4 protein-coding genes are annotated in these 2,665 nt (G+C 69.2%); 1 reads left to right on the forward strand and 3 read right to left on the reverse strand.

Annotated features, from left to right (window positions below; genetic code table 11):
• Both RIF93_RS19965 and RIF93_RS19970 read right to left on the reverse strand, forming a co-directional pair.
• A partial coding sequence (locus tag RIF93_RS19965) for a DUF499 domain-containing protein (protein WP_309093193.1) occupies positions 1 to 1,742 on the reverse strand: 1,742 nt, incomplete at its 3' end.
• Between the two features lie 15 nt (positions 1,743 to 1,757).
• Positions 1,758 to 1,952 (reverse strand): hypothetical protein, encoded by a 195-nt coding sequence (locus RIF93_RS19970; RefSeq protein WP_309093194.1) that lies wholly within the window; start codon positions 1,950 to 1,952, stop codon positions 1,758 to 1,760.
• Between the two features lie 221 nt (positions 1,953 to 2,173).
• On the opposite strand from RIF93_RS19970, the gene RIF93_RS19975 reads away from it, so the two are divergent.
• Complete coding sequence (locus tag RIF93_RS19975; RefSeq protein WP_309093195.1) at positions 2,174 to 2,416, forward strand: hypothetical protein; 243 nt, start codon at positions 2,174 to 2,176, stop codon at positions 2,414 to 2,416.
• A gap of 16 nt (positions 2,417 to 2,432) precedes the next feature.
• Here RIF93_RS19975 and RIF93_RS19980 read toward each other — a convergent pair.
• Positions 2,433 to 2,665 (reverse strand): hypothetical protein (locus tag RIF93_RS19980; protein WP_375163908.1); only part of this gene is annotated, 233 nt, incomplete at its 5' end.

Genomic DNA, 2,665 nt, shown 5'->3' on the forward strand with positions numbered 1-2,665 from the left:
TGCTCGAGGCTGGCGAAATGTGTGGCGCCGCCCGTCACCACGAGGAAGTTGTTCTTCTGCACGAAGCCAGAGAACAGCTTCTCTGCCATCTCGGGCGGCAGCTTGCTGTCCGGGCTGATGACGATGAGCTTCCTGTCCTTCGACAGGTCGATGTCGCCGATCTCGGGCAGCGGCAGGACGTCCTGGTATGCCTTGCCCTGACCGGCTGGCGCGAAGACGTGCCTCAGTCGTTCGGCGATGCCCTGGTCGATGCGGTTCTGCGGGGCCTTCTCGGCCTCGCTCTGGAGCCGCTTGGTGATGTTCTCCTGCGGGGCGAAGTAGACCACGTCTCCGGCGCCCCGGTGCAGGTACCAAGCCTCCTTCGCCAGCGCGTCAAAGGCGGCGGCGAACTCGTCGGCCGAACGCCCCGGAGCGACGAGGCACTCCACCACCTGGTCGCGCGTCAGGCCCGCCTTGGCGTCAAGGCCACGCATCAGCGAGGCGGCCAGGATGACGTTGGCGACCTGGCTCCCGGCGTCCGTCCCGGCCTCGCGGTCCACCGTCTCGGCGTGCGCCTGCCCGTTGTCGGCGATGTCCTTGGCGATCGCCTCCTGCAGGTCGGAGAGCGGCAGCACCTCGTTCCGCATGTCCGGGTCGTTAAGGTCCATGTGCTGGACCCCGATGAGGTGCACCGTGTTCGGGCGCTCCGGCTTCCAGACGTCGCGCACGATGCGGCTGACCATCCGCAGCAGGCCGCGCGTCTGCCGGAACTTCTCGTTGTTCCTGAACATCGCCACGACGTCGCGCAGGCGCGGATGGAACGGGTAGCAGCGGTGGATCTCCTCCGCGAACTGCTCCGGCGTCTTGGCGACCATCCGTGAGCGGACGGCCTCGTTCATGGCGTTCGCGTAGGCGTCGGCCACCTTGTCGGCCTGGGCGCGATCGATGTGCTCGAACAGCCGTCGGCGCAGGATCTCGAAGATCTCGTTGGAGTTCAGCGCGACCGGGGTGATCTCCTTCGCGCTGCGCCGGACCTCCTGATCGAGGTTGGACAGCACCTGCGCGAGGCTCTTGCTCGCCCCCTGGTAGGCGGCGGACAGGTTGGAGACGACCACCATGCAGCGCGGCAGCTTGATGGCCGCCGAGAGCAGGTTCGCCAGCGCGTAGGTGGCGACGTTGGCCAGCGTACCCTGGCCGACCGCCATGGTCTGGGCGTTGTCGAGCCAGGGCGGCAGCTCGTCGAGCAGGATGAGGGTCGGCTGGCCGCCGATCAGCGCCATCCAGTCCTTCTCGTCGGGCGCCTTCGGGCCGGACTGCCAGAACTTGGCGAAGGCGTCCGCATTGCCGAGTTGGCTGGCGATCTCGCCCCAAATGAAGTGGTCCGGGTTGGTCCGGCCGGAGAAGGCCACGACACGGGCGGCGCCGAAGCCGCTGGGGGCCTTGATGCCCGAGGCGTCGAGCACCCTGGTCCGCAGGGCGGGGGTCTTCGCGATCAGGCCGAAGGCGACCATCAGGTGCGTCTTGCCACCGCCCATGGCCTGCGTGAGCGTGTAGACCGCCTGCTCGCTGCGGCCGTCGAGCCGGGCGATGCCGAGCTCGAACATCTGCCGCATGCCGCCGGTGACGTGGTTCCGCGAGAAGAAGGCTTCCGCGTCCTTCTCGGCGGCCCGGATGACCTGGGCGATGTCCTCGATGTCCGGCTCCGGGTCGGCCCGGAGGACGCTGGGGTGCGGACGGCAGGCGTCGCGGACGGTGAGAAGCATGGTCGGTCCCTCGGCTCAGGCGCCCTGCGCCGCGGGGGCGGCGGCCTCGCGCTCGAGCAGGTCCTCGAGCGCCCGCTGGACCAGGCTCGAGGCCGACACCCGGCGCTCGATGGCCAGGATCTTGGTCCGGCGTATGACCTCGGCGTCGATGACTACGAGGAACTGCCGCTTCTCGGGCTGATGCCCGTTCCCCTCGGCTTCCCCGTCCATCGTCTCCCCCTATGGCGATAGATGCCTATAGGAAGATGCTACCCTGAGTGTTTGTCGTTTCGGAAGGCTTTTGATCGCGGGCGCGTGTTCTTCAGGGTCCGCCCGAGCCTTCCCCTTACCTCACGGATTCGTGAATGACGGTTCTTCCGAGAAAGCGGCCTCCGCCGGTATTCACGGGAGGCGACCCTGTTCGCCCGACAACCTCTGACGGGACACAGGCCATGCGCACCTTCAACTCCTTCACCCAGACCTACCCGGCGTGCCCGGGCGACTCGGCTGAGCTCTGCTCGGCGCTCCAGAGGCGCTCGGGGGCTGCCGCACGCGTCTCGGCCTGCCTGAAGAACGGCCCCACCGTCGCCGCCCTCGATGCCGCCTATCGGCGGCTGGTGGCCGCCACGATCGAGGTCGGCGACGCGAAGGCGCGGATGGCAGCCAAGCTGGGCGTGGTGCCCGGCTCCCGGTAGCCGCTCCGCGGCGGCATCACGTCCCTGGATTCGACGGCAGGCTGCCGGTGTCGGACGCCTGCCGGAAGTCGAAGGCGGCCTGGGTGCCGGGATCGGGCTCCGCAGCCTCGAACCCCGACACCGTGACGCCGAGCAGCCGCACCGGCTTCTCCAGCGGGAACAGCCCCCGCGCCAGTGCCACGGCCGTCCCGGCCAGCGCGTCAAGGCCGCCGACCGGCGCCGGGGCGCTCCGGCTCCGGTCGGCGGCCT

The organism is Phenylobacterium sp. (assembly GCF_031181185.1).
GTDB lineage: Bacteria > Pseudomonadota > Alphaproteobacteria > Caulobacterales > Caulobacteraceae > Phenylobacterium.